This window comes from Sulfitobacter sp. IGS-18, from assembly GCF_059628195.1.
Genome location: NZ_CM184556.1, coordinates 2,658,981 through 2,681,059, shown reverse-complemented (window position 1 = coordinate 2,681,059; position 22,079 = coordinate 2,658,981). Strand labels below are relative to the sequence as shown.

28 protein-coding genes are annotated in these 22,079 nt (G+C 62.8%); 12 read left to right on the top strand and 16 right to left on the bottom strand.

Features of this window, described 5'->3' with window-relative positions; translation table 11 throughout:
• Positions 1–146: 146 nt before the first annotated feature.
• The 3 genes from ACWNZ3_RS12920 to ACWNZ3_RS12910 all read right to left on the bottom strand — a co-directional run bounded on the left by ACWNZ3_RS12920 (position 147) and on the right by ACWNZ3_RS12910 (position 2,319).
• Positions 147–278: a hypothetical protein gene (locus ACWNZ3_RS12920; protein ID WP_269364823.1), complete on the bottom strand. Its 132-nt coding sequence runs from the start codon at positions 276–278 to the stop codon at positions 147–149.
• Between the two features lie 159 nt (positions 279–437).
• Positions 438–1,316 (bottom strand): alpha/beta fold hydrolase, encoded by an 879-nt coding sequence (locus tag ACWNZ3_RS12915; RefSeq protein WP_496900189.1) that lies wholly within the window; start codon positions 1,314–1,316, stop codon positions 438–440.
• Between the two features lie 142 nt (positions 1,317–1,458).
• Complete coding sequence (locus tag ACWNZ3_RS12910; protein WP_496900188.1) at positions 1,459–2,319, bottom strand: LysR family transcriptional regulator; 861 nt, start codon at positions 2,317–2,319, stop codon at positions 1,459–1,461.
• 91 nt (positions 2,320–2,410) lie between these two features.
• Between ACWNZ3_RS12910 and ACWNZ3_RS12905 the strand changes: the two genes are divergently transcribed.
• Genes ACWNZ3_RS12905 through ACWNZ3_RS12895 form a run of 3 tightly spaced genes read left to right on the top strand, consistent with a single transcriptional unit; the run spans position 2,411 to position 4,636 of the window.
• Positions 2,411–2,797, top strand: a complete 387-nt coding sequence (locus ACWNZ3_RS12905; protein ID WP_274576987.1) for a DUF4260 domain-containing protein — start codon at positions 2,411–2,413, stop codon at positions 2,795–2,797.
• A 52-nt stretch (positions 2,798–2,849) separates the two neighbouring features.
• Positions 2,850–4,217, top strand: coding sequence for an MATE family efflux transporter (locus ACWNZ3_RS12900; protein WP_496900187.1), 1,368 nt, complete (start codon positions 2,850–2,852; stop codon positions 4,215–4,217).
• A complete protein-coding gene (locus ACWNZ3_RS12895) occupies positions 4,214–4,636 on the top strand; it encodes a VOC family protein (RefSeq protein WP_269364833.1) in 423 nt (140 codons plus the stop codon). The genes ACWNZ3_RS12900 and ACWNZ3_RS12895 overlap by 4 nt, the downstream gene beginning before the upstream one ends.
• Positions 4,637–5,149: 513 nt before the next feature.
• On the opposite strand, the gene ACWNZ3_RS12890 is transcribed toward ACWNZ3_RS12895, so the two are convergent.
• Both ACWNZ3_RS12890 and ACWNZ3_RS12885 read right to left on the bottom strand, forming a co-directional pair.
• Positions 5,150–5,551 (bottom strand): hypothetical protein, encoded by a 402-nt coding sequence (locus ACWNZ3_RS12890; RefSeq protein ID WP_269364835.1) that lies wholly within the window; start codon positions 5,549–5,551, stop codon positions 5,150–5,152.
• 10 nt (positions 5,552–5,561) lie between these two features.
• Positions 5,562–6,764, bottom strand: coding sequence for a pyridoxal phosphate-dependent aminotransferase (locus ACWNZ3_RS12885; RefSeq protein WP_496900186.1), 1,203 nt, complete (start codon positions 6,762–6,764; stop codon positions 5,562–5,564).
• Between the two features lie 97 nt (positions 6,765–6,861).
• Between ACWNZ3_RS12885 and ACWNZ3_RS12880 the strand changes: the two genes are divergently transcribed.
• Together ACWNZ3_RS12880 and ACWNZ3_RS12875 are read left to right on the top strand one after the other, a co-directional pair.
• A complete protein-coding gene (locus ACWNZ3_RS12880) occupies positions 6,862–7,260 on the top strand; it encodes a helix-turn-helix domain-containing protein (protein ID WP_269364840.1) in 399 nt (132 codons plus the stop codon).
• Positions 7,253–7,525, top strand: a complete 273-nt coding sequence (locus tag ACWNZ3_RS12875; protein ID WP_496900185.1) for an FAD assembly factor SdhE — start codon at positions 7,253–7,255, stop codon at positions 7,523–7,525. The genes ACWNZ3_RS12880 and ACWNZ3_RS12875 overlap by 8 nt, the downstream gene beginning before the upstream one ends.
• 88 nt (positions 7,526–7,613) lie before the next feature.
• On the opposite strand, the gene ACWNZ3_RS12870 is transcribed toward ACWNZ3_RS12875, so the two are convergent.
• Positions 7,614–8,366: an SDR family oxidoreductase gene (locus ACWNZ3_RS12870; RefSeq protein WP_496900184.1), complete on the bottom strand. Its 753-nt coding sequence runs from the start codon at positions 8,364–8,366 to the stop codon at positions 7,614–7,616.
• Between the two features lie 565 nt (positions 8,367–8,931).
• Here ACWNZ3_RS12870 and ACWNZ3_RS12865 point away from each other — a divergent pair.
• Positions 8,932–9,432 carry a MarR family winged helix-turn-helix transcriptional regulator gene (locus tag ACWNZ3_RS12865; RefSeq protein ID WP_269364848.1) on the top strand — a complete coding sequence of 167 codons (501 nt, stop codon included), beginning with the start codon at positions 8,932–8,934 and terminating at the stop codon, positions 9,430–9,432.
• On the opposite strand, the gene ACWNZ3_RS12860 is transcribed toward ACWNZ3_RS12865, so the two are convergent.
• The 5 genes from ACWNZ3_RS12860 to ACWNZ3_RS12840 all read right to left on the bottom strand — a co-directional run bounded on the left by ACWNZ3_RS12860 (position 9,426) and on the right by ACWNZ3_RS12840 (position 13,788).
• A complete protein-coding gene (locus ACWNZ3_RS12860) occupies positions 9,426–10,184 on the bottom strand; it encodes a DUF1194 domain-containing protein (protein WP_496900183.1) in 759 nt (252 codons plus the stop codon). The two genes, ACWNZ3_RS12865 and ACWNZ3_RS12860, sit on opposite strands and share 7 nt — an antisense overlap.
• Entirely contained in the window at positions 10,181–10,858 is a 678-nt protein-coding gene (locus ACWNZ3_RS12855) for a DUF1194 domain-containing protein (protein WP_496900182.1), read from the bottom strand. Before ACWNZ3_RS12855 ends, ACWNZ3_RS12860 begins: the two co-directional genes overlap by 4 nt.
• A 17-nt stretch (positions 10,859–10,875) precedes the next feature.
• Complete coding sequence (locus ACWNZ3_RS12850) at positions 10,876–11,310, bottom strand: VOC family protein (protein ID WP_496900181.1); 435 nt, start codon at positions 11,308–11,310, stop codon at positions 10,876–10,878.
• A gap of 87 nt (positions 11,311–11,397) precedes the next feature.
• Positions 11,398–12,816 carry a tetratricopeptide repeat protein gene (locus tag ACWNZ3_RS12845; RefSeq protein ID WP_496900180.1) on the bottom strand — a complete coding sequence of 473 codons (1,419 nt, stop codon included), beginning with the start codon at positions 12,814–12,816 and terminating at the stop codon, positions 11,398–11,400.
• 9 nt (positions 12,817–12,825) lie between these two features.
• On the bottom strand, positions 12,826–13,788 hold the full coding sequence (locus tag ACWNZ3_RS12840; RefSeq protein WP_496900179.1) for a thymidylate synthase: 963 nt from the start codon (positions 13,786–13,788) through the stop codon (positions 12,826–12,828).
• 199 nt (positions 13,789–13,987) lie between these two features.
• On the opposite strand from ACWNZ3_RS12840, the gene thyX reads away from it, so the two are divergent.
• Both thyX and ACWNZ3_RS12830 read left to right on the top strand, forming a co-directional pair.
• The gene (gene thyX / locus ACWNZ3_RS12835; protein WP_496900178.1) at positions 13,988–14,902 is read left to right on the top strand and encodes an FAD-dependent thymidylate synthase; all 915 of its coding nucleotides are present in this window, start codon (positions 13,988–13,990) and stop codon (positions 14,900–14,902) included.
• Between the two features lie 234 nt (positions 14,903–15,136).
• The gene (locus ACWNZ3_RS12830) at positions 15,137–16,057 is read left to right on the top strand and encodes a DUF4238 domain-containing protein (protein ID WP_496900177.1); all 921 of its coding nucleotides are present in this window, start codon (positions 15,137–15,139) and stop codon (positions 16,055–16,057) included.
• Positions 16,058–16,480: 423 nt separating this feature from the next.
• Here ACWNZ3_RS12830 and ACWNZ3_RS12825 read toward each other — a convergent pair whose 3' ends face one another.
• Entirely contained in the window at positions 16,481–16,990 is a 510-nt protein-coding gene (locus ACWNZ3_RS12825) for an REP-associated tyrosine transposase (protein ID WP_496900176.1), read from the bottom strand.
• A gap of 29 nt (positions 16,991–17,019) precedes the next feature.
• On the opposite strand from ACWNZ3_RS12825, the gene ACWNZ3_RS12820 reads away from it, so the two are divergent.
• The 3 genes from ACWNZ3_RS12820 (at position 17,020) to ACWNZ3_RS12810 (ending at position 19,157) form a co-directional block, all read left to right on the top strand.
• The gene (locus tag ACWNZ3_RS12820) at positions 17,020–17,346 is read left to right on the top strand and encodes an arsenate reductase family protein (protein ID WP_496900175.1); all 327 of its coding nucleotides are present in this window, start codon (positions 17,020–17,022) and stop codon (positions 17,344–17,346) included.
• Between the two features lie 220 nt (positions 17,347–17,566).
• Positions 17,567–18,751: a cytochrome P450 gene (locus tag ACWNZ3_RS12815; RefSeq protein ID WP_496900174.1), complete on the top strand. Its 1,185-nt coding sequence runs from the start codon at positions 17,567–17,569 to the stop codon at positions 18,749–18,751.
• 112 nt (positions 18,752–18,863) lie between these two features.
• Positions 18,864–19,157 (top strand): hypothetical protein, encoded by a 294-nt coding sequence (locus ACWNZ3_RS12810; protein WP_269364862.1) that lies wholly within the window; start codon positions 18,864–18,866, stop codon positions 19,155–19,157.
• Positions 19,158–19,201: 44 nt separating this feature from the next.
• Here the strand turns inward: ACWNZ3_RS12810 and ACWNZ3_RS12805 are convergent, their stop codons facing one another.
• Complete coding sequence (locus ACWNZ3_RS12805) at positions 19,202–19,408, bottom strand: cold-shock protein (RefSeq protein ID WP_114275799.1); 207 nt, start codon at positions 19,406–19,408, stop codon at positions 19,202–19,204.
• A 165-nt stretch (positions 19,409–19,573) separates the two neighbouring features.
• Between ACWNZ3_RS12805 and ACWNZ3_RS12800 the strand changes: the two genes are divergently transcribed.
• Positions 19,574–19,897 carry an arsenate reductase family protein gene (locus tag ACWNZ3_RS12800; RefSeq protein WP_496900173.1) on the top strand — a complete coding sequence of 108 codons (324 nt, stop codon included), beginning with the start codon at positions 19,574–19,576 and terminating at the stop codon, positions 19,895–19,897.
• A 10-nt stretch (positions 19,898–19,907) separates the two neighbouring features.
• Here the strand turns inward: ACWNZ3_RS12800 and ACWNZ3_RS12795 are convergent, their stop codons facing one another.
• From ACWNZ3_RS12795 to bufB, 3 genes are read right to left on the bottom strand one after another with little or no spacing between them, the layout of a single operon-like run.
• The gene (locus tag ACWNZ3_RS12795) at positions 19,908–20,456 is read right to left on the bottom strand and encodes a DoxX family protein (protein ID WP_269364866.1); all 549 of its coding nucleotides are present in this window, start codon (positions 20,454–20,456) and stop codon (positions 19,908–19,910) included.
• A gap of 13 nt (positions 20,457–20,469) precedes the next feature.
• A complete protein-coding gene (locus ACWNZ3_RS12790) occupies positions 20,470–21,210 on the bottom strand; it encodes an HvfC/BufC family peptide modification chaperone (protein WP_496900172.1) in 741 nt (246 codons plus the stop codon).
• On the bottom strand, positions 21,207–22,055 hold the full coding sequence (bufB, locus tag ACWNZ3_RS12785) for an MNIO family bufferin maturase (protein ID WP_496900171.1): 849 nt from the start codon (positions 22,053–22,055) through the stop codon (positions 21,207–21,209). The genes ACWNZ3_RS12790 and bufB overlap by 4 nt, the downstream gene beginning before the upstream one ends.
• Positions 22,056–22,079 lie beyond the last annotated feature (24 nt).

Sequence of the window (22,079 nt, the reverse complement as noted above, 5' to 3'; positions counted from 1 at the left end):
TTTTTGTTCATTTTTGTTGGTCACCGAGTATGCCAGAGCCCGCCGCGCGGGGGAAGGGCCAAGGCCGCCTTGTCGTGCATTTCCCGAAGCTGCCCGGTGTTCGGGATCTGCGCGGCGGAACCGGGCCTGCGCCCCTTGTCCCCGGTTCAGAACAATCCGGAATATTGATGCGCGGGCGCATTCAGCCCGTTCCGGTCATAGGGCCGCCAGAAGGCCGAAAAGACCAGGGCGATCAGGATGATGGCGACGGCAAGCAATGGCACGATGCGAAGCAGCATGGTAAAATTCCCCTTCTTTCAAATGCCGTCAACCTGCGCAAATCCGCGCATCCGGGCAAGTCAGGTATTCCCGACCACCGGTCTTGCGGCTGAACGCCCCAAGCTCCTTTCTTTTTGGCCTAAAATATCCCTGCGCCTCATCTGCCGCAGGGTGTGACCTTACCGGTCGGGGAACCAGTCCAGAATCGCCTGCGCCACCTCCTGCGGCTTCTGGTGATGCAGCCAATGGTCGGTGCCGGGGATCTCGACCCGTGTCAGATCGGCGGCGAATTCCTCCAGACCCGCGGTCGCCTCGGGCAGCAGGGCGCGGTCGTCGGTGCCCCAGATCAGCAGATGCGGGCAACGGACCTTCAATTTCTCCAGCGGCAGATCGGGCATCTTGATGCTGCCCCCGGCCTTCGGCACCACCAGCGGTGAGGCGCGATACCAGTTCACCATGCCGCGCAACCGCCCCGGGCCGGACCAGGCCGCAACATAGGCGTCGCGCGTCGCACCGCTGAGCCAGCCCGTGTCCATGTTGGCCGAGAACATCGCCAGCAATTTGGCAAATCCATCCCGCGCCAGCTTTTGCTCGGAACCCTCCGCCCGAAGGTAGTGGATATATTGCGAGGCCTCGGCCTGCGCCCCGCCCGCCGCCAGGGCGCGCTGAAAGGGAACCGGATGCACCCCGTTCATGATGATCAGCCGCGACACCAGATCGGGCCGCGAAATCGCCAGGCCATAGGCCACCGCCGCGCCCCAGTCATGTCCCAGCACGGCGATGGGCGCATCGCCGATCAGGGCCGCCATATCGCTCACCAGTTTCGGGGTCGCATAGTCGGATACCGCTTCCGGCGCCCAGCTCTGCCCATAGCCGCGCTGGTCCGGCGCGATGCAGTGAAACCTGTGGGCAAGCAGCGGGGCCAGATCGGCCCAGGCCCCGCCGAATTCGGGAAATCCATGCAACAGCAGGAGTTTGGGCAGGCGTTCATTGCCCCAATGGCGCAGAAAGAAAGGCCTGCCATTCAGCGTCACGGTTTCGGTGCGCGGCTCGGTCATGTCTCGTATCCTTTTGCTGTCCGGCCCGTCGCGATTCTCCGCACCCCGACGGGCCCGCGCCGGGGGCCACCGGCCCGCTCCGGTCAAACCGGCGCTTCCTCCGGGGCAAAGTCTGACCCCTGGGGTCCATCAAGGCAATGGGTCACAAAAGGTGACGCAGCGCGCTTTTGAGCCTGTCAAAGACAAATGCGATCCGCGCGATCCGCGCCTGATCCTCATGCACCACCAGCCAGACCGGCATCGGATGCATGACCCGGGGCGCAACCCGGCGCAGCCCCAGACGCGCGGCCAGCTTCACCTGACAGAAGCCCAGCCCCACACCACCCTGGATGGCGGCGATCTGCGCCAGCGGATCGTCACAGCGCAGCACCACATTGGACGGGGCGGGCAGGCCAGCGGCCGTCAGCGCGGGCAGGATCAGGTCTTCGCGGTCGTCCGCGACAAAGGGCTGCTCCTGCCAGGGCCGATCCGGATCAGGCGGGGCAAAATCCGGGGCCGCGAACAGCCCGACCTCGCAATCGGGCAGACGGCTGGCCACCAGCGCCTGCTGGCGCGGCGGGGTAAAGCGGATGGCGATGTCCGCCGCGCGCCGGGTCAGGTCTTCCGCCCGGTCGGTCGCCGCCACCTCGAAACGCAAGCCCGCAGCCTCCGCCTGCATCTGCCGGATCAGCATGGGCAGCACATGCCCCGCCACCACCCGGCTAGTGGTGATCCTGACCACACCCTCCAGCGCCTGCGCCCCGGCGCTGGCCACGCGGCCCAATGCGGCGGCCTCGGCAATGACGGCGGCGGCCAGCGGCATCAGCGTCTGCGCCATCCCCGTCGGGGTCAGCCCGTTTGCCGCACGGGTGAACAACTGGGTGCCAAGCTCCGCTTCCAGCGCCTCGATCTGCCGGCGCACCGTGGGCTGGGCCAGCCGCAGGACACGCGCCGCAGCCGAAAGGCTGCCGTGGGTCATCACCGCATGAAAGGCCGGGATCAGGTCAAGCGAGGGTCTGCTCATCATTTTTTGATAGGTGGCTATTCCTTTTTGGTCAATTTCTTTCAAGGCGTACTTGCGCCAGACCAAGGCCATCCCAACAAAAGGCGATCCCATGACAAAGCCCTCGACCCCCCGTTCAACCGCCCCGGCGCCGCTGGCCGTCACCCTTCGGCTGGAAGGGCTGGCACTGGCCGGGGTTTGCATCCTGATCTATGCCCGGCTGGGCGGCGGCTGGGGGCTCTTCGCGCTGCTGATCCTGGCCCCCGACCTCTTCATGCTGGGATACCTGCGCGACAGGCTGACCGGGGCGCTGGTCTACAACATCGGGCACAGCTACCTGACGCCGTTGGCACTGGCCGGGGCAGGGCTCTGGTCGGGCAGTGACCTTGCCCTGTCGCTCGCGCTGATCTGGGGCGCGCACATCGGATTGGACCGCGCGATGGGCTACGGCCTGAAGTACGGCACCGGCTTCAAGGCGACCCATCTGGGCCGGGTCTGAGGCGGGCGTTTCACCTCTTCACCTTCGCCATAACCCGGCGTATGGCTGGGATATGACACCGGTTCTGACATACGGCGGCCATATGCGGGCAATCCTGACACTGGGGCTGCCGCTGATCGGCGGACACCTGGCGCAGGTGGCGATCGGCGTGACCGATACGGTCATGATGGGCTGGTACGGGATCGAGGAACTGGCGGCGGTGACGCTGGCCTCCACCTTCTTTTTCGTGCTGTTCATATTCGGTTCCGGCTTTGCCTGGGCGGTGATGCCCATGGTCGCGGCCTTTGACGCCAAAGAGGACGACACCGGCATCCGCCGCGCCACCCGCATGGGGCTCTGGCTGTCGCTTGGCTTCGCGCTGCTGTCGCTGCCCCTGATGCTCTGGGCAGAGCCGATCCTGCGGATGATCGGGCAAAGCGATGAGCTGGCCCGCGACGCGGGTCGCTATCTGCGGGTCATGGGGTTTGGCATCCTGCCCGCCCTGCTGGTGATGACACTCAAAAGCTATCTGGCGGCGCTGGAACGCACCCAGATCGTGTTCTGGATCACGCTGATCTCGGCGGGGATCAACGCGCTGGCCAATTACGCGCTGATCTTCGGCAACTGGGGCGCACCGGAACTGGGTGTGGTGGGGGCGGCCATCGCCTCTGTCAGCACCCATGTGGTTTCGCTGATCTGCGTGGTGGTCTACATCCTGACCGTGGTGCCGCAGCACCGCATCTTCGTGCGCCTCTGGCGGGCGGATGCGCAGATGCTGGGGCGGGTGTTCCGGCTGGGCTGGCCGATCGGCCTGACGGCCTTGAGCGAGGTTGGCCTCTTTGCCGGGTCCGCGGTGATGATGGGCTGGCTGGGCACCGTGCCTCTGGCCGCCCATGGCATCGCGATCCAGCTGGCCTCGATCACCTTCATGGTGCACCTCGGCCTCAGCAATGCCGCCACCATCCGGGCGGGCAACGCCAATGGCCGGGGCGACGCGGCACGCCTGTCGCGCGGCGCGATCACGGTCACTGCGATGTCGGTGGTCTTTTCCGTCTTTGCCACCGTGGTCTTCATCGGCTGGCCCGAGCCGCTGCTGTCGGCCTTCATGCAAGACGGTGAACCGGCGCGCGCGCAGATCCTGAGCATCGGCGTCGGTCTGCTGGCCATGGCGGCACTGTTCCAGTTCGTCGACGGGGCGCAGGCGATTACCCTGGGCCTGCTGCGCGGCGTGCAGGACACCCGGGTGCCGATGTGGATCGCCGCCTTCAGCTACTGGGGGCTGGGCGTGCCCTGTTCCTATCTGCTGGGGTTCACCCTGGGCGGCGGCGGCATCGGGGTCTGGTCCGGTCTGGTGACCGGCCTGGGGATTGCCGCGATCCTGCTGAACATCCGCTTCTGGGGCGTATCGGTAAAGACCGTCGGAAAGGATCAGACCGCATGATTTCCTATGTCACTCTTGGTGCCGATGACATCGCCCGCGCGAAACACTTCTATGCAGCGCTGCTGCCCGCCCTCGGCTACGGGCTCACGGAAGGCCCCGAGGGGCTGAGCTATGTGCTGCCCGTGGCAGCGGGCCAGCCGGCCTTGCCGGATTTCTATGTGAAACCAACCTTTGACGGGCGTCCGGCGACGGCCGGGAACGGCGTCATGGTGGCCTTTGAGGCCCGCAACCAGGCTCAGGTGCGCGCGCTGCACGCCGCCGCCCTTGCCGCCGGTGGCCAGGACGAGGGGCAGCCGGGCTTTCGCGCGGCCTATGGCCCGCGTTTTTACGTGGGCTACCTGCGCGACCCGCAGGGCAACAAGATCGCCCTGTTCTCCAGCAATCCGGATGAACCGGGCAGGGACGACCAGAGCGCCTGACGAAATACCTGAAACATCCGGTATCAGGTGACGCGCTGAACGCTCTGGTTTCAGGCAGCGTTACGCAGGTCAGGTTTTCGGATAACGCTTCAAGACATCACGCTTAACGCTTTGGCGTGCCATGCCGCAACGGACGACATGTCATACATGACATGTCAAAAATGACAGGTCTTGCATGACATGTCTGCAAGTGCGGGAAACTAGGTCGTGTTGACATTCATTGTCGCCCACCCGCGCGAGACGGATTTTGCCGCTGGCGCCCTGATGTGAGCGCAGCAATGTGATCATTGGAAGCGAACATCCGGGATGGCAGAGGCAAAATCCGCCGCGCCCCGCAGGGGTTTCGCCAAAATTGCCCATTTCTGCGTTAAGAGAGTTTGAAATAGCTGGCTATTCCTGCGCTCTCTTGCCTGGAACTGAGCAATTTTGGACTGAAACGGGTGGGCGACAATGAATGTCAACACGACCTAGGAGCAAGCAGCGTTACGTGATGCCGGTTCTTCGCATGACGCTCTAATCCTTCAGCAGCCGGTCCGCCTTCTTGCGCACCAGCGTGCTGCGCAGGTCATGCATCGCCAGCAGCAGCGCGTCGGTGACCGCTTCCAGCTGCTCATCCGTGGCCTTGGACTGCACCCATTGCGTCGTCAGGTTCAGATAATCGACGGCGCGGTGGATGTCGTCGATGTCGCGATGTGCCAGAACCTGCCGGCGCTCCTCCATCCAGTTGCGGATGGTGTCGAGATCCGCTTCCGACAGGCTGCGGTCGCCATGGGGCTTGATCTCGCCATTGCGGATATTGGCAAGGGCGATCTGGTCCATCTCGATCCGCCGCTGCCGGTTTTCGGTGTCGATCCGAAACACTGCAGCGCCGTTTTCCCGGACCCGGAAATAGTATTCTGGCAGTTCAGTCGACATGGATACCCCGTTACACGCAACCCGCGCAGAAAGCCTGAATGCGGCCGCAGGCCTCTTTCAACGCAGCATCGGAGGTAGCGTAGCTGACCCGGAAGTTCGGCGAAAGGCCGAAGGCGGCCCCGAACACCACGGCGACCCCGGTCTCTTCCAGCAGGGCGGTGGCAAAGGCTTCGTCATTCTCGATCTTGGCCCCCCCGGCAGAGGTCTTGCCGATCAGCCCGGCGATGGAGGGATAGACATAGAATGCCCCCTCGGGCACCGGGCAGGTGACCCCCTCGATCTCGTTCAGCATGGAAACCACCAGGTTGCGGCGGCGCACGAACATCTCGTTGTTGGGGGCGATATAATCCTGGGTGCCGTTCAGCGCCTCGATGGCCGCCCATTGGCTGATGGTGCAGGGGTTGGAGGTGCTTTGCGACTGGATCTTGCGCATCGCGCCGATCAGCTTTTCGGGGCCTGCGGCATAGCCGATGCGCCAGCCGGTCATGGCATAGGCCTTGGACACGCCGTTGACCGTCAGCGTGCGGTCATAAAGTGCGGGTTCGATCTGCGCCGGGGTGCAGAACTCGAAGCCGTCATAGGCCAGATGTTCATACATGTCGTCGCTCATCACCCAGACATGCGGGTGGCGCAGCAGCACGTCGGTCAGACCTTTCAGCTCCTCCCGGCTGTAGCCCGCACCGGTGGGGTTGGAGGGGGAGTTGAAGATGAACCATTTTGTTTTCGGCGTGATCGCGGCTTCCAGCGCCTCGGGCGTCAGCTTGAAATCGTCTTCCAGCGTTGCAGGGGCGATGACAGGCTCGCCCCCTGCCAGCAGCACCATGTCGGGGTAGCTGACCCAGTAGGGGGCGGGAATCACGACTTCCTCGCCGGGGTTCATTGTCGCCATCAGCGCGTTATAGAGGATCTGCTTGCCACCCGTGCCGACGCTGACCTGCGAAGGTTTATATTCCAACCCGTTGTCACGCTTGAACTTTTCGCAGATCGCCTGCTTGAGTTCTGGAATTCCGTCAACCGCGGTATACTTTGTCTTTCCAGAGGCAATGGCCGCGACGGCCGCGTCCTTGATGTTTTGCGGCGTGTCGAAGTCCGGCTCGCCTGCGCCAAGGCCGATAACGTCTCGCCCCGCTGCCTTGAGTTCCGCCGCCTTGGTGGTGACGGCAATTGTGGGGGACGGTTTGACGCGGGCAAGCGTTGCAGAGAGCAGTTCCATTCCGGACCTCGGTATGTGATGTATGCGCGACCCTCTTAGGGGGGCGAGACAAACCGATCAAGAAAGAACGCCTTTGTTCTGATGAAAGGGATGATGAATGAACGATGTAACGGACTGGTACGGACCTGATGCGGCAACTTTCGGCGACAGGCTCGCCGCCGCGCGCGAACAAGCGGGCATGAGCCAGGGAGAATTGGCCAAGCGGCTGGGGGTGCGCCTGCCCACCCTGCGGGGCTGGGAAGATGACCATGCGGAGCCGCGTGCGAACCGGCTGTCGATGCTGGCAGGATTGCTGAACGTGTCGATGATGTGGCTGATCAACGGCGAAGGCGAAGGCGTCGGTGCGCCCGATGCGGAGAGCGCCGACACCGCGGGCCTGACAGAGATCATGTCGGAAATCCGCAGCATGCGCGCGGACCTGCTGCGCAAGGCCGAAGACATGGGGCGGCTGGAGAAACGCCTGCGCCGTGTCATGACCGATGCCGCAAATGTCTGAACTTGCCGAACATCGGATCAAGCGGCTGCACATGCGGTCGATGCGGCGCGGGATCAAGGAAATGGACCTGATCCTGCCCGCCTTTGCCAGGGTGCATCTGGCCGCGATGGATGATGCGGATCTGACCCTTTACGAAGAGATGCTGAACGAAAGCGATCACGATCTCTATCTGTGGGTCTCCGAACAGGCACAGCCCCCCGACCGCTACGCGCGGTTCATCACCCTGATCCGGGAGCAACTGGCAGGCGGGGTTCGGCCGGCGTAGGCTCAGGACCCATACGGCCGTTTACCCCAAGGCACGCGCGTCCGGTAAGCGGACACTGGCCCTTTCAAATCCAGTGCCCGCTTCGCTTCTAAATCTTGTTAATGGCGTTCCCTCCATCGGCGAACAGGGCACTCCCGGTCACGAAAGACGCGTGATCGGAAAGTAAAAAGAGCGCCGCACCGGCAATCTCGGAGGGCTCAGCCATGCGTTTCAGCGCATGAAAGCCGCGCACGACCTCGTGAAAACCGGCATCATCCCCGGCCATGGGCGTCATCGTGCCCCCCGGCAGCAGCGCGTTCACCCGGATGTTCTCCGGCCCGTGCTCTGCCGCGAGGACCTGCGTCATGCCGACAAGTCCCGCTTTTGCCGCCGCATAGGCCGCCATCCCCGGCAAACCGATGCCCTGCCCGACGAAGGAGGAGGTGAAGACAATCGAGCCGCCGCCGCGTTTGCGCAGGGCCGGTATCTGATGCCTGGCCGCATGGAACCCGCTGTCGAGATTGACCGCAACCACCTTGTGCCAGTTGCTTTCCGCCATCTCGGGAACCGGTCCCATGTCTCCGGTGATGCCGGCATTGTTGAAAGCGCCATCAAGCCCGCCAAAGCGCTCCTGCGCCAGTGCCACCAGCGCCTCGGCATAGGCGCTGTCTTCGACATTCCCCGCCAGAAAGGCCGCTTCGCCACCCTTGGCAGAGATTTCCTCCGCGATTTCTTCAAGCAATCCGGCGCGGCGCGCACCAAGCACCAGTTTCGCGCCTTCCTCGGCGAACAACCTTGCGGCGGCTGCACCGATGCCGCTGCTTGCGCCCGTGACGATAATTGTCTTTCCGTTCAGAAGCATTCCCATCTCCATCCTTTGTTGATTGGGAGATGCTTAGGCTCTGGACCCATTAATTCTATATGCTCAGTTTGACAGATTTTTTCGCAGGCCAGGAACATCTGCGCAAGAATAGTGGTTCTATTTCAAGCAGATGTGACGCAGGCTGCGGGAAAATCCGTCAAACCCGAAGGGCGGCGATTTCACTTCATTTCAACGTCTTGGGTCGCTTGCAAATAGAACCACTATTGGCTGCACGCCCCAAACCTTTGAAATTTCGTGAAATCGCCGCTGAGTATATAGAATTAATGGGTCCAGAGCCTAAACAAGCAAGCGACATCGAACCGACCCGTTTCCTGCGCATTGGTCTCTGCCTGATCGTCAAACCGGCGATGTGCCGCGCAGGTCACCAGGCGCCGCTCCGCCGCGAAAACCCCCACCGCACGCCAGCCTCACGGTCCGATTGGAGCGTCCCGCCTTTGACCTGATACATCCGGTATCGGCGTTTCAAGTTGAAGGCGGGGCGATTTAACGAAATATTCTGCTTTTTTGCGCAGTTTCGCTCCAACCCACCGAGTCGGAGAGAGAAATGAGCATTCAGGAACCAATGGCCATCCCCATGCGGGAAAAGGGCTTCATGATGGGCTACCTAGAGGCGCTTTCGCTGGTTGAGCGTCTGCACCGTCTGCTGCTGGACGTGATCAAGGATGAATTCGAACGCGTCGGCGTACTGGAAATCAACGCGGTCCAGGCCCTGCTGCTGTTCAACATCGGCGACAATGAGGTGACGGCGGGCGAGTTGAAAAGCCGGGGCTACTACCAGGGCTCCAACGTCAGCTACAACCTCAAGAAACTGGTCGAAATGGGCTATATGCACCACAACCGGTGCGAGATTGACCGCCGCTCGGTCCGGGTTCGCCTGACCGAAAAGGGGCGCAACATTCGCGATGTGGTGTCGGATCTCTTCTCGCGCCATGCCGACGGGCTGGAAGAGAAGGGCGTGCTGGGGCCTTCGGGCATTGCCGACATCACCCTGTCACTGAAACGGATGGAACGCTACTGGACCGACCAGATCCGGTATATCTACTGATCTGTGCCCGGGGTGTCTGGGGCAGGGGATGCCAGTTCCGAAACCACCAGACCCTCCAGTTCCTTCAGCAATTTTTCCTTCATCGCACGGGCATAATCGGCAAAACCGATGGCCGTCTGCACAAAGGCGCCGGGCCCCATGATCACCTCCGCCCGGAAGTAGGAGGACAGCTCCGCGATCTCGGCCTGGCGGATGTCGGTGGAGCGGGGGTTGTCCACCCCGATCACCAGCGCATTGATGGTCACACCGCTGTCCTCAAGCTGTGTCCTGACGGTGCGGGGGCGGGGGCCGAGGTTGGATTTGCCATCGCCTGAAATATCCAGCGTCCGCTTCCAGCAGTCGCTCTGCGCAGTGAGCCTGCGCACCCCTTCGGCCATCGCCACCCCCAGCGCCGTGCCGGGCGGCGTGCTGCGGCGGCTGGTCTGGCGCAGGGTCTCGATCACCCCGTCAAGGGTGGCTGCGCTGTCCAGGTCGGTCCAGGGCACCAGCTCCGCCTGTTCCTGGGGGCCGCTCCATTCGAACACCATCAGTCGGACAGGGGCCTGCGGCATCGCCAGAATGCGGGCACGCACCTCCGGACTGTCCAGCGCCTCTGCCACACCGCCGATCTGCTGGCGATATTCCCGCGCATCGACAGAGCCGGACACATCCAGCGCCAGCGCCAGCGCCTGACGGCAATCCGCCAGGGCCTGTCCCGCCCCCGGCAAGCCCCCCAGCATCAGGGTGCCCGCAAGCACAGCCAGGCGGATCACCTGTCCTCCTTGCGGCGCACCAGACCGCCGATCGCCGCCGGGGAGACTTCGCGCACCAGCTTCTGCCGCATCGCGCGGGCAAAATCGGGAAAACCGTCCGCGATTACCAGAAAGGCCCCCGGCCCGTGCAGCACCTCGCGCCGGTAAAAGGCAATCAGCCCCAATTCCCCCTCGAAATCGGCCGCATTGATCGCCAGCCCGTTCACCGTGATCCCGTCAAAGGCGAATTCGCGGTAGGCGATGGCGGGGCCGAAGCCCTCGTTGTTCTGCCCGTCCCCCGACATGTCCAGGGTCTTGTCCAGACAATCGGGCGCGCGCGCCAGCAGGCCCGCGCCAAACCCCAGCGCATAGCCCATGGCGGTGGGAAACTCGGTATGACCGCGCAGGCTCGCCGCCACGGTCTCTGCCGCCCCGGTCAGGGCCGCCGGGCTGTCGATCATCGTCCAGTCCAGAATGACCTGCTGGTTATAGCGCCCCGACCATTCGTAAACGGCAAGCGCCACCGGAAGATCCGCGGCAAAGAAGGCCGCGGCCACCTCCGGCGATGCCAGGGCTTCCGCCGTGCCCTGCCGCTGCAGCCGGTCCTCGGAAGGATCCACCGAACTGGAGACATCCATCGCCAGCGCCAGCGCCAGACGGCAGTCAGCCGCGGCCGCGGGAACGGCAAGCAGCATCAGAAGGGCGGCGGCTCTTACCAATGACCGGTATTTTCCATGCTCGCCCAGGGCTCCTGCTCGGGCAGGGCATCCCCTTCCTGCAACAGCTCGACCGAGATGTTGTCGGGGCTGCGCACAAAGGCCATGCGCCCGTCGCGCGGCGGACGGTTGATCGTCACACCCTGGTCCATCAGGGTCTGGCACATGTCATAGATATTCTCGACCGTATAGGCGAGATGGCCGAAATGCCGGCTGTCGCTGGGCAGGTCATCATCCCCGTCCCAGTTATAGGTCAGCTCCACATCCGCATGGCCGTCATCCATGCCGGGAGGGCACAGGAACACCAGCGTGAACCGCCCGCCCTCATGGTCGATCCGGCGGCGTTCGATCAGCCCCAGTTTCTTGTAAAAATCAATCGAGACATCAAGGTCTTTGACGCGCACCATGGTGTGCAGGTATTTGATCGGCATGCGGGGGCTCCTTCTTCGCATTCTCGGGCAGAACCTAGCATGGTCGGGGCAGAGTGCCAGCCCTTCGAACAGCGCGGGCAGGGGGCGTCAGAACTTCGACCGTACGCCCAGCGATACCGAGAGTTCCCGCGTCTCGTAGCGGCTGACGTTGGACGAGGTGCGCCCGGCGCTGATGCGCAGGTTCGGTGCGAAACCGGCATAGTCGAGGTCGGCAAAAAAGAAATTCACATCGGCAAAGACCGACCGGTCCTGCCGCCCGCCCGGCACCGCGAAGAAGACTGCGAAATCGGGGTAGTCGGAATAGCCCGCCGTGATGCCCGTCGAGACCTGCGCCGGCCCGATCTGCCGCCCCAGCACATAGCTGGCCCGCAGCGTGGCGGCGCTGTAGCGCGCGTTGAAAAAATCGCTGTCCGTGTGCCGCAGGTTCAGGGCGAGCGAAATGCCGTCTCCGTTCTCCAGCTTGCGCCGCAGCCCGGCATCCAGGTCCAGCACCGTGGTGTCGAAGCGGTCGCCAAGGGCCGATTGCCGTTGTTCCAGCTTCGCGCCCAGGTTCAGCCGCGTGGCATTGTTCAGCCGCCAGGCCGCCCCGGCGCCCAGCCGCAGGAAATCGAACGATACGTCGCCACCGCTCCAGTAGCGACCGGCAGCGACGTCGGTCTGCAGCAGCGTGCCGCCGTCGCCCAGGACCTGCTCATGGCTCAGCCCCAGCTCGGCGAAGGTCGCGCCGTAATCGCTGTTCGTGGCCGTCGGCGCCTGCGCCTTGGCGCTGTCGCTCAGTGCCACCCGACGGACGTAGAGCCGCCCTTCCAGCGTCGTGCGGCTGGTCCGGTCTTGCCGCAGCTTGTAGCCCAGCCGCGTGTCGAGATGCCCGACCGTTCCCGACAGCGCCTTCGCCGCGCCGCTCAAGGTGCCGATGAAGGGCAGCCCGTCGATGATCTGCACCGCCATTTCCGAGCCGTTGTTGACGTTGCTGGACGGGCGCAGCCCGCCCTGGATGCTGAACTGCCAGGGGTTCTCGGCGCGCAGCCGCGCATAATCGCGGCCCAGCTGGGCCTCGGTCCGCGCGTCGGGCGCATTCTGGACCGCCCGGCGCACCCAGATCTGCGAGAGGGTCTTGCGGTCTTCGCGGTAGGACATGGAGGCTGCCAGGCGCGCCGCCTCGAACCTGTTCTGCGGCGTTTCCGCCAACCGGTAGGCACGGGCGGCAGCGCGGCGCGCCTCGCTCGGCTGCTGTAACTGGCTATAGGACTGCGCCAGCGTGAAATGCGCAAAGGCCGAACGCGGATCGGCCTGCAGCAACCCCTCGGCCAGGCGATAGGCCAGCACCGGCTCCCCGTCCTTCAATGCCTGCACCGCGATCGCGCGAGCCTCGGGCAGGGTGATGCGGGTTTCCTGGGCCCTGTCCTGTGGCGGGGCCGGGGTCTGGCCACCGGCCGTCAGCGGCGCGCAGAGCACGGCGCCCAGGGCTGCCGCCCGCAGCCACCGCTTCCTGCCCCCCCGGCACATCACTGGCGCTTACGGGTGGGGCTGGTTGCAGAGCGGATCGGCCTGGGGCTGCCCGCAGGCGGCAAGCACGAATATGCCCCATTCGATCTCGTTGCTGAAAGCGTCGATGTGGTCGTCGACCCGGATGCCGCCCGCCACCGCCGTCGCGCCGTCTCCGCCAAAGATGCCACCGTAATCGCCTACGGGGATGTCGTTCTGCGTCGCGATGCCCTGAAATGTCCCGTCCTCGGCAATTCCCGTGTTATCGAGCGCAATATCCTCGAGCTGAAGTGGGTTCGCCGCGTTCGGGAAGATGCCGGGACCCGAGTTGTCGTAATCGACCGCGATCCGGTTGTAGATGACCCCCGCCACCTGCGCGTCCGAGAAATCGGCGGTGATCAGAACGTCGCCCCGTGTCTCGGCAGCCTGCGCCGAGAGTACGGCAGGGTTGGTGCCCGGGGCTGTCGGCAGCAGATCCTCGTTGGAGCCCGGACCGTTCAGCAATCCCACATAGGTGCCGGCATAGCTGACCAGCCCGCCGTCTGTTTCCGATCCCGGCTCCACCGGAGGGGAATAGGCCGTGGCTTCGTTGGAATAGGCCAACCCGCCAAAGACTTGCTGGAATTGCACGCCGCTCACGATCACGGCCGCCTGCACCCCGTCAATCTCGCGCACGAAGGCGGTGTTGTGCCGGTCGAGCGAGCCATCCTGCGCCGTATAGGCCTGGTATCCGGCCTGGTCGAGCGCCGCACGGCGCCGATAGACGCCGGTCAGCGGGCCGTCGTCGGCGGGTGTGCCGACCACTGTCAGCGTCTGGTTGCGCGGATCATAGGTGAAACTCTCAAGATTGCCCGCAAGCGCCTCGGGAATTGGCGCAACGCCATTGCCCGGATCGCCGCCCGTATCCGTGGTTGTCCCACCAAAAGGCGGCGTGCCGCCGCAGGCCGACAAGAAAACAGCGGCCCAGGTCAGCGCAATTGCGGTGCGTTTCATTTTTTCTGCCCTCAATATATATCTTTGTTTTTTCGCACCCTCCCAAACCCCTGCCTGCCTTGTCAACGCGCGATAGGGGGGTGTGTCATTTTCCTGCCCCAGTGCATCCCAAAAACAATACCGCATATCGTGGTTCCTGTGGTGCACCGTCGCAGATATAGTAAATCCCGAATCCCAAGCCCATCACAGGACGCGCCCCATGACCCTCACGCCAGAGCAACAAGCCGAAATCGACACCCTGCGCAGCCAGTCGCAGCAGACCCTGCGCGCCACCGTGCCGGGGATGGAGGCGCATCTCTACAAGGCGCATGAGGTGCTCGACCACGGCTTCATCCGGGTGATCGACTACATGGGCGACGATTCAGCGATCTGCCAGGCCGCCCGCGTCTCCTATGGCAAGGGCACCAAGAGCGTGCAGAACGACGAAGGGCTGATCCGCTACCTGATGCGGCACTGGCATTCGACCCCCTTCGAAATGTGCGAGATCAAGCTGCATGTGAAACTGCCCGTCTTCGTCGCGCGCCAGTGGATCCGCCACCGCACCGCCAACGTGAACGAATATTCCGCCCGCTATTCGATCCTGGACCGCGAATTCTACATCCCCGCGCCGGAACACATCAACGCGCAATCCGTGGTCAACAACCAGGGCCGCGGCGGTGTGCTGGAGGGGGAGGAGGCCGCCCGCGTCCTCGAAATCCTGAAATCCGACAGCAACCGCGCCTATGACCATTACGAACAGATGATCAACCAGGACGGCCAGGACGGTCTGGCCCGCGAACTGGCCCGCATGAACCTGCCCGCCAATGTCTATACCCAATGGTACTGGAAGGTGGACCTGCACAACCTGTTCCACTTCCTGAGGCTGCGCGCCGACGCCCATGCGCAATACGAGATCCGGGTCTATGCCGATGCGATCTGCAAGGTGGTGGCCGACTGGGTGCCAGCCGCCTACGGCGCCTTCGAGGATTACCGTCTGGGGGGGGCGACGCTCTCCGGCAAGGCGTTGGACTGTCTGCGGCGGATGCTGAAGGGGGAAGAGGTGACGCAGGAGACGTCGGGGATGAGCAAGGGGGAATGGCGGGAGTTTGAGGGGGTATTGAACGACCCCACGTAGGGTGCGCATTCATTGCGCACCATCCCCCGCGCAACCTGGCGCTGCCGGTGCGCATGAATGCAGCCTGCGCCGGATGCTGAAGAGGTGACGCAGGAGAATTCAGGGATGTCGAAGGGGGCGTGGCGGGAGTTTGATGGGGTTTTGAATGACCCGACGTAGCAAGGGTGGAAGGCTCCAGTAGAGCCTTCCAAGTTCAAAACGGGTGCGCCGAGAGAAATGAGTTATGCGTCGAGGGTGACCGAAATTTCGAAGAGAAGCAAAATCCACCACTTCGTTCCACGTGTAATGCAAAAATCCTTTTGTTTTCGTGGTGATGAGATTTGGTATGCAGAGAAAAGCCCAACTGGTAGTTTTAATAATCCAGAACTAAGGCTTAGGGATAAAGCATTTCAGATACCGAATTACTATAGCGTGAGGGATGGAGACGACCTATCAGATATAGTCGAAAAAGAGCACTATGGAACGATTGACAACTATTTGGGTCAACTACTTCCGGAGGTTTTAGGTGCTTTTAAATCTGGCCTCACACCCACTTTTTCAGGGCAAAGATTGCGAGATTTACGCTGGGTTGTCTACGAAATGATCAAGAGAACGCCAGAATTTCCGATTGATTACGACGACGTTGAAATAGGGAGAGAATATGTTCTGGAAATAGTTGAGAGTCTAGGTAAATCGAGCGCTGATTTAGTTCAGCGTCAGAAGTTATTGAAAGATTTAGAGCATACAGAGACGCTGCGAAATTATGGCCGCGATATTAGAGTGAGAGCAATCATTCAGCCTGGCGAACGCGTTGAAAACGCCATGAAAGACTTCGTTGTACGTTGGTCCGTGAGTGAAACTAGACATTCGTACATTCTATCTAGCAAGATCGCATACCGTATTGGAAACGGTGGTTCGAATGGGCTGGTGAACCCGAATATGGAAATTTGGATGCCGATCGACCCTAAGATATCTTTGGTCTTACTGCGTGATCCTGAGAACAAGTATCCAGTGCGGAATGTTGATACCCCTGATCATATTAGGCAGGTAAATGAGTATGCAGTAAGAAATAGTGAGAAAATTGCCTCAAACTCACAGAAATTGATTGAATCACTTACGGGCAAACGGTCTCGCTTTGGAGAGCTTCCTTTTAGTGAACGAGGAAATGTAAAATGATCAAGCCGTAGGGTGGGGTTCCAGCCCACGTGCACGCACCGTGGGATAAAATCCCACCCTACCGTTTCCCACCCTACCGTCCCACACAATGCCAAATCTCCGATTTGGCAGCGCCCGAACCGCCCCCACGGGGCGGGCGCTTCTCGCCCACCCCTCGGTTCGGGCGCGATGGTCCTTTTCAATTCACCGTAGGGTGCGCATTCATTGCGCACCATCCCCCGCGCAACCTCTCGCTGTCGGTGCGCATGAATGCGCACCCTACGTTCGATCCCGCCTCGCAACCTGACGCTGCCGGTGCGCATGAATGCGCACCCTACGTTCGATCCCGCCTCACAACCTGGCGCTGTCGGTGCGCATGAATGCGCACCCTACGGTCGATTCTCCCTCACAACCTCGTGCTGTCGGTGCGCATGAATGCGCACCCTACGGGTGGTCGCGATGCCAAGATGAAAATGGCCAATCCTCGGGGCGTTCCACAAATCCGTGTTTCACCGGATTGTGCCAACAATACGCGATATGGTTGTGAAAATCGGCCTCATTTCGAATATGATGCTCCCAGAACCGCCGCTGCCAGAGGCCACGCTCTCGCCGCACGACATGGCTCAACCGCCGATGGCCCATTGGCACTCTGCGCGAAAACCTGGCCTTGATCACCTTCACCCGAGTCGAGAAATCCCTGTCTCCCTCGGGCAAGGTCCACACACAATGCATGTGATCGGGCAAGACGACCCATGCATCAATCCTGAAGGGCCGCTCTTCCCGCGTCCTGCGCACCGCCATCCGCAGGCTTTCGATATGGTCCACCAACCACCACGCGCCGCGCTCTGCCAGCGTGACGGTCAAAAACACACTGGCACCAGGCTGGCGGGGACGACGGTAATTGGGCATGGTCAATTTGTGGCAAATCAAGGTTAATGGAACATGAAACGCCATATGCCCATACCCCAAGGAAAGCCTCCAACATGATCCTCTACGGCCTGCCCACCTGTTCCGAGTGCAAGAAAGCCACCAAGGCGCTGAGCGACGCGGGCCATCGTGTCACCCTGCGCGATGTCCGTGCCGATCCGCTGAGCGAGGCCGAATGGGCGCCCCTGATCGCGGAATTCGGGGACAATATCATCGACCGCAAATCCCAGACCTACCGCAACCTGAGCGTCTGGATGCGCGAGAGCGAGGCCGAGGCGCAGCTGCTGGACCAGCCCGCCCTGATGGCCCGCCCCATCCTCACCGATGGCAGCCGGTATACGCTGGGCTGGGACGATGCCGCACAGGCCGTCTGGCTGGGCTGAACGGCGGCCATTGCCAGGGCACGCCCCGATCTACGCGGCGGCACCGCGGGATGAAACCCAGCCTGCGGTTTCCCGGTCCGGGCGCGTGGTCCCGGACAAAGACCTCACGGTGCGCACCGGAAACCAGAAATAAATAAACATTAACAATGACTTAATGTTCACAACTGTGAGCCCTCCGGCACCTCATTGACAGCCGCGAAAATCCCCCCAGACTCCGCCCATGTTCGACCTGTCCCATCCCCCCGCGGATTTCCTTGAAAATCCCTTCCCGCATTACGACCGCCTGCTGGCCGAGGCCCCGGTCTGCCCGCAGCCCGACGGGTCATTCCTGATCAGCCGCCATGCCGATCTGAACGCGATCTACCGCGACACCACGCTCTATATCTCGGACAAGAAACAGGCCTTCGCGCCCAAGTTCGGCCCCGGCTCGCCGCTTTACGAACACCACACCACCAGCCTCGTTTTCAACGACCCGCCGCTGCACACCCGTGTGCGGCGCATCATGACCTCGGCGCTGACGCCCAAGGCGCTGGCGCGGATGGAGCCGGGGCTGATTGCCACCGTCGATCACCTGCTGGAGGACATGCCGCTGGAGGCCGACCTGATCGAGGATTTCGCCGCCTCCATCCCGATCCAGATCATCGGCAACCTGCTGGATGTCCCGATGGAAGAACGCGCGCCCCTGCGGGACTGGTCGCTGGCCATCCTCGGCGCGCTGGAACCCACCCTGACCGAGGCGCAGCTGGCCCGTGGCCACCGGGCGGTGAGGGAATTCAAGACCTATCTGCAAGACCTCATCGCCCGCCGCCGCGCCGATCCGGGTGATCCGGAAACCGATGTGTTGACCCGCCTGATCAACGGTGACGACAGCGGCAGGCTGACCGAGACCGAGCTGATCCAGAACTGCATTTTCATCCTGAATGCGGGGCATGAGACCACGACCAACCTGATCGGCAACGGCCTTGCCTTGTTGAATGATTTTCCTGATCAAAAACAACGGATTATCGAAGATTCCGCGCTGATCGACACGATGGTGGAAGAGGTGCTGCGCCTGCGGTCTCCGAACCAGTTCGGCAACCGCGAGACAACGGCCCCGGTCACGCTGGGCGGGTACGGGATTCCGCCGGGCAGCAATCTGCACCTGTGCATCGGTGCCGCCAACCGCGATCCGGCGGTGTTTGAGGATCCCGGCGTCTTTGACATCGCGCGCCGGCCCAACCGGCATCTGGCCTTTGCCGGCGGGCCGCATGTCTGCGTCGGGCTGACCCTGGCGCGGATGGAGGGGCGTATTGCGATTGCCCGTTTCCTGCGCCGCTATCCGTCCTACCGGCTCACGGAGGGTCGCGTGCCCGGCGGGCGCATCCGCTTTCACGGCTACCAGCATCTGCCTGCACAATTGGGGTAGGGGCGGGCGCCAGTCACCCCGGTACACCGGCAAATGCGGCAATAAACGCTGGACAGCTTCGCCCCGCGCGGTCACACTTGGCCATATAGCGGTATGATAAATGAGGGATAATATGCGTTTCACAACCGGCGCGATGGCCGCCATCGCCATGACATTTACCACGCTGATGCCTGCGCAGGTCGCGGCTCAGCCCAAGATTTATGCCTATCCGGCCAGCGCAAATTACTGCCCGGCGGGCCTGCAGCCCATCACCATCGCGGGGGTCATCTGCTGCGGTACGCCGAACCAGAGCATCTCATACCAGCAGGCCATGGCCCATCCGGTACGCAGACACAAACCGGTCAGGAAGACTTACGTGCGCTCGGCGCGTGCGCATTGTCAGGCGGGCCTCAAGGGCTGCGACTGATGTGATCGGGCGGTCCCGGTGTCATGCCGCCGGGACCGGATCGGTCAGAGCAGCGCCAGATCGGTCGCCATCTGACGCCCGTCGCGTCCCTCGGTGAGCTCGAAGCTCACTTTCTGCTCGTCAGCAAGGCCGGTCAGGCCGGACCGCTCCACTGCAGAGATATGTACAAAAACGTCGTTCCCCCCACCTTCGGGTGCGATGAAACCGTACCCTTTGGTTGTGTTGAACCACTTCACGGTGCCAGTTGGCATAATGTCCGTGCCTCCTTTGATCTTTGCTGTTCCTGCCGCGGCAGGGTGTGCCCGTTCATCGCCCGGGCCCACAGGTAAAAAGATTGAGCACTGTGCCGGAAAATCAAGTTTCCCGTCCAAATTTCCTGCAATAAACAACCGGGGAATAACAAAAGGGCCCGCAAAATGCGCATCTATGGATTGAAGAATTGTGACACCTGCCGCAAGGCATTGAAATCGCTGCCTGCTGCGGAACTGGTGGATGTGCGGGCCGATGGCCTGCCCGACGCGGTGCTGGATGCGGCCCTGGTGCAGTTTCAGCAGGCACTGGTCAATACGCGCTCGGCGACCTGGCGGGGGCTGGACGAGGCGGCGCGCGGCATGGCGGCGCGGGACCTGATCAAGGCGCATCCGGCGGTGATGAAACGGCCGCTGATTGCGGCGGGAAATGCGCTTTTCCTGGGGTGGAGCAGCCAGGTCGAGGCCGAAGTCAAAGCGCTTGCTTCCTGATCCCGGGCCCTCAGGCAGGGCCCATGCTGCCCCGCAACGCCCGGTCGAATGACAGGGGGCCTGCGCCCTTGATCACCAGCACCAGCAGGACAAACACCCACAGGCCGCGCTGATCCAGTACAAGCGCATCGGGGAAGCGGTCAAACCATGCGCCCAGGGCATCGGTCTGGCCGTGGCCGTAGATGTCGGTCAGGGATTGCAGCACGACAAAGCCGATCATGCCAAGCGCCGCGAGCCGGGTGAACAGCCCCAGCACGATGGCGACGGGCAGGATGAATTCGGCCCAGGTTCCGGCGATGACGACGATCTGGTGAAACACGGAAAGCGCGTCGGAATCATATCCTGCGGCCTCGAACGCCTTGGGGAAAATCTGGGCATAGGCGCCGGCGGAAGGCATCAGGAGGCCCGCCAGACCATCGCCCAGCTTGGTCAGACCGGAGTTCAGGAAATAGACCAGCAGGATCGCGGCAACAAGGAACCTTGCAAGCGTCGACAGGAGCCAGTCTGCCCGTGCCAGCCTGTCGGTCACGGCGAAATAATGAGACAGGAGTGATGACATAGCGTGTCCTTGATCAAAGAGCCGTAAAGGCCCGGGCATTCAGGGCGGCGGTCAAGCTGCGGCCCAGATCGAAATCCGCGTGGCATGCGGTGGCCCTGTCCACCGCCGCGCCCAGGGTGTGACCTTCTGCAAGGGCGGCGAGCCAGTCGGCGGCACCGGCGGGCAGGGGATGCGGCGCCGGGTCGAATTCGGGCCGGGTGACCAGCACGTCCTGCGGTATGGCGGCGGGTTTGGGCGCATCGGGCTGCATGTTGAAACGCCAGATGTCGTAGAGCGGCCAGGCCGAGCGCAGGATCACACTGGCCGGGGCCAGCGGCAGGCGCAGTTCCGTCAGCGCCCCCGGGGTCATGCTTGCCAGCGGGGCCGGATCGAAAGCTGCGGCATCCGCCGCGTGGTAGGACCGGCGCAGGGCGAGGTCCAGCCGGGCGGCATCGGCCAGATAGCCGATCTGCGACAGGGGGGCGAAACCCTGGATGAAGGCGGGAAAATCAGCGCCGTAGAACATCATCAGCGGCGAGCGGGGCGGAAAGGCGCGGATGAATTCCAGCGCCAGCCGGTCAAAACGCTGCCCCCCGATCAGCTTGCGCACCAGCGGGAAGGCGGTGTTCATCGCTTCGGTCAGCGAGACCGTGACATTGTTGCGGTAGACCGCATAGCGCCGGCCGGCGGGGCTGGCCTTGCCATCGCTGAGGCCGGCCGGCACCGGCTGGTCCGGGTCCAGCAGCGCTTGCCGGAATGCCTCCTGCGCAGTCATCCGGCAAGCGCCCTTGCGGCGCGCTGCGCCTCTGCCCGCAGGATGGGCCAGTCGGGCACATCATTGTCCCATTCCACCAGCACCGGTTTCGGGCCGGTCTGCGCCAGCGCATAATCCAGCAGGGCCCAGACCGGATCGGCCACGGGTTTGCCGTGGCTGTCGATCAGCAGCGGCGCGCCATGATCGTCGTGATCCTCGTCATGGCCGCCGACATGCAGCTCTTCGACACGGTCGGTCGGATAGGCGTCGATATAGGCCTGCGCGCTGATCCCCAGATTGGTGGCGGAAATGAAGACATTGTTCACATCCAGCAAGAGACCACAGCCGGTCTGCCGGGTCAGCGCGGATAAAAAGTCGCATTCAGACAAGTCGGACTCGTCAAAAACAAGATAGCTGGAAGGGTTTTCCAGCAGCATCCGCCGCCCCAGCCTGTCTTGCACCTGATTGATGTGGTCCGCGACACGGGCCAGCGTGGCCTGGGTATAGGGCAGCGGCAGCAGGTCGTTCAGGAATTCCGCCCCATGGGTGGACCATGCCAGATGTTCGGAGAAACTGGCCGGTTTGGCCCAGTCGCAGAGCTTTTTCAGCCGGGCGAGATGGTCGCGGTCCAGCGGCCCTTCGCCGCCGATGGAAAGGCCGACACCATGTACCGAGAGGGGAAACTTTTCCGACAGGGCGCGCAGTTGCGCCAGCGGGCGGCCACCGTCGCCCATATAGTTCTCGGCATGGACCTCGATCCAGGCGACATCGCCGGGGTCGTTCTGCAGGTCGTTGAAATGCTGGGGTTTGTAGCCAACGCCGGGGGCATTCGGCAGGTGGTCAAACGGGCGGGCCGCGTCAAGCATCATATCGCTCCGGGCAGCTGGGGT

What these genes read in the sequence shown, in the direction of transcription:
- ACWNZ3_RS12805 (WP_114275799.1), bottom strand. Translation starts at nt 19,408, where the DNA reads ATGCCAACTGGCACCGTGAAGTGGTTCAACACAACCAAAGGGTACGGT.
- ACWNZ3_RS12880 (WP_269364840.1), top strand. Translation starts at nt 6,862, where the DNA reads ATGAACGATGTAACGGACTGGTACGGACCTGATGCGGCAACTTTCGGC.
- ACWNZ3_RS12900 (WP_496900187.1), top strand. Translation starts at nt 2,850, where the DNA reads ATGACACCGGTTCTGACATACGGCGGCCATATGCGGGCAATCCTGACA.
- ACWNZ3_RS12850 (WP_496900181.1), bottom strand. Translation starts at nt 11,310, where the DNA reads ATGCCGATCAAATACCTGCACACCATGGTGCGCGTCAAAGACCTTGAT.
- ACWNZ3_RS12845 (WP_496900180.1), bottom strand. Translation starts at nt 12,816, where the DNA reads ATGTGCCGGGGGGGCAGGAAGCGGTGGCTGCGGGCGGCAGCCCTGGGC.
- ACWNZ3_RS12890 (WP_269364835.1), bottom strand. Translation starts at nt 5,551, where the DNA reads ATGTCGACTGAACTGCCAGAATACTATTTCCGGGTCCGGGAAAACGGC.
- ACWNZ3_RS12815 (WP_496900174.1), top strand. Translation starts at nt 17,567, where the DNA reads ATGTTCGACCTGTCCCATCCCCCCGCGGATTTCCTTGAAAATCCCTTC.
- thyX (WP_496900178.1), top strand. Translation starts at nt 13,988, where the DNA reads ATGACCCTCACGCCAGAGCAACAAGCCGAAATCGACACCCTGCGCAGC.
- ACWNZ3_RS12865 (WP_269364848.1), top strand. Translation starts at nt 8,932, where the DNA reads ATGAGCATTCAGGAACCAATGGCCATCCCCATGCGGGAAAAGGGCTTC.
- ACWNZ3_RS12800 (WP_496900173.1), top strand. Translation starts at nt 19,574, where the DNA reads ATGCGCATCTATGGATTGAAGAATTGTGACACCTGCCGCAAGGCATTG.
- ACWNZ3_RS12795 (WP_269364866.1), bottom strand. Translation starts at nt 20,456, where the DNA reads ATGTCATCACTCCTGTCTCATTATTTCGCCGTGACCGACAGGCTGGCA.
- ACWNZ3_RS12855 (WP_496900182.1), bottom strand. Translation starts at nt 10,858, where the DNA reads ATGCTGCTTGCCGTTCCCGCGGCCGCGGCTGACTGCCGTCTGGCGCTG.
- ACWNZ3_RS12905 (WP_274576987.1), top strand. Translation starts at nt 2,411, where the DNA reads ATGACAAAGCCCTCGACCCCCCGTTCAACCGCCCCGGCGCCGCTGGCC.
- ACWNZ3_RS12895 (WP_269364833.1), top strand. Translation starts at nt 4,214, where the DNA reads ATGATTTCCTATGTCACTCTTGGTGCCGATGACATCGCCCGCGCGAAA.
- ACWNZ3_RS12915 (WP_496900189.1), bottom strand. Translation starts at nt 1,316, where the DNA reads ATGACCGAGCCGCGCACCGAAACCGTGACGCTGAATGGCAGGCCTTTC.
- ACWNZ3_RS12810 (WP_269364862.1), top strand. Translation starts at nt 18,864, where the DNA reads ATGCGTTTCACAACCGGCGCGATGGCCGCCATCGCCATGACATTTACC.
- bufB (WP_496900171.1), bottom strand. Translation starts at nt 22,055, where the DNA reads ATGCTTGACGCGGCCCGCCCGTTTGACCACCTGCCGAATGCCCCCGGC.
- ACWNZ3_RS12840 (WP_496900179.1), bottom strand. Translation starts at nt 13,788, where the DNA reads ATGAAACGCACCGCAATTGCGCTGACCTGGGCCGCTGTTTTCTTGTCG.
- ACWNZ3_RS12910 (WP_496900188.1), bottom strand. Translation starts at nt 2,319, where the DNA reads ATGAGCAGACCCTCGCTTGACCTGATCCCGGCCTTTCATGCGGTGATG.
- ACWNZ3_RS12920 (WP_269364823.1), bottom strand. Translation starts at nt 278, where the DNA reads ATGCTGCTTCGCATCGTGCCATTGCTTGCCGTCGCCATCATCCTGATC.
- ACWNZ3_RS12825 (WP_496900176.1), bottom strand. Translation starts at nt 16,990, where the DNA reads ATGGCGTTTCATGTTCCATTAACCTTGATTTGCCACAAATTGACCATG.
- ACWNZ3_RS12790 (WP_496900172.1), bottom strand. Translation starts at nt 21,210, where the DNA reads ATGACTGCGCAGGAGGCATTCCGGCAAGCGCTGCTGGACCCGGACCAG.
- ACWNZ3_RS12885 (WP_496900186.1), bottom strand. Translation starts at nt 6,764, where the DNA reads ATGGAACTGCTCTCTGCAACGCTTGCCCGCGTCAAACCGTCCCCCACA.
- ACWNZ3_RS12820 (WP_496900175.1), top strand. Translation starts at nt 17,020, where the DNA reads ATGATCCTCTACGGCCTGCCCACCTGTTCCGAGTGCAAGAAAGCCACC.
- ACWNZ3_RS12870 (WP_496900184.1), bottom strand. Translation starts at nt 8,366, where the DNA reads ATGCTTCTGAACGGAAAGACAATTATCGTCACGGGCGCAAGCAGCGGC.
- ACWNZ3_RS12875 (WP_496900185.1), top strand. Translation starts at nt 7,253, where the DNA reads ATGTCTGAACTTGCCGAACATCGGATCAAGCGGCTGCACATGCGGTCG.